The 298-nt window shown below is 69.1% G+C and carries 1 protein-coding gene; it reads left to right on the top strand.

The genetic code is table 11. From position 1 onward, the window contains the following. The coding region (locus JT723_RS34715; protein WP_205048887.1) for a cellulose binding domain-containing protein at nucleotides 1–298 on the top strand (298 nt) is incomplete at both ends.

Raw genomic sequence — 298 nt, 5'->3', positions numbered from 1 at the left:
CCGCTGCCGCCACGGCGTCGACCTGTACGGCGACGCTGACGGGCGCCGAGACCTGGGCGGACCGGTTCAACCTGCACGTGGCGGTCACCGGGTCGAACACCTGGACCGTCAGCCTCGGACTGCGCTCCGGGCAGTCGCTCCAGAACAGCTGGAACGCCAACGTCACCGCAGCCGGAAGCACCGTCACCGCGACACCGAACGGCAGCGGCAACAACTTCGGCGTGACGATCATGAACGGCGGCGGCAGCAACACCAACTGGCCCACCGTCAGCTGCACCGTCCCCGGATCCACCACACC

The organism is Actinacidiphila bryophytorum, from assembly GCF_016916835.1.
Taxonomy (GTDB): Bacteria; Actinomycetota; Actinomycetes; order Streptomycetales; family Streptomycetaceae; genus Actinacidiphila; species Actinacidiphila bryophytorum.
The sequence above is the reverse complement of the archived record's forward strand: the minus strand, read 5'-3'. Positions and strand labels throughout refer to the sequence as shown.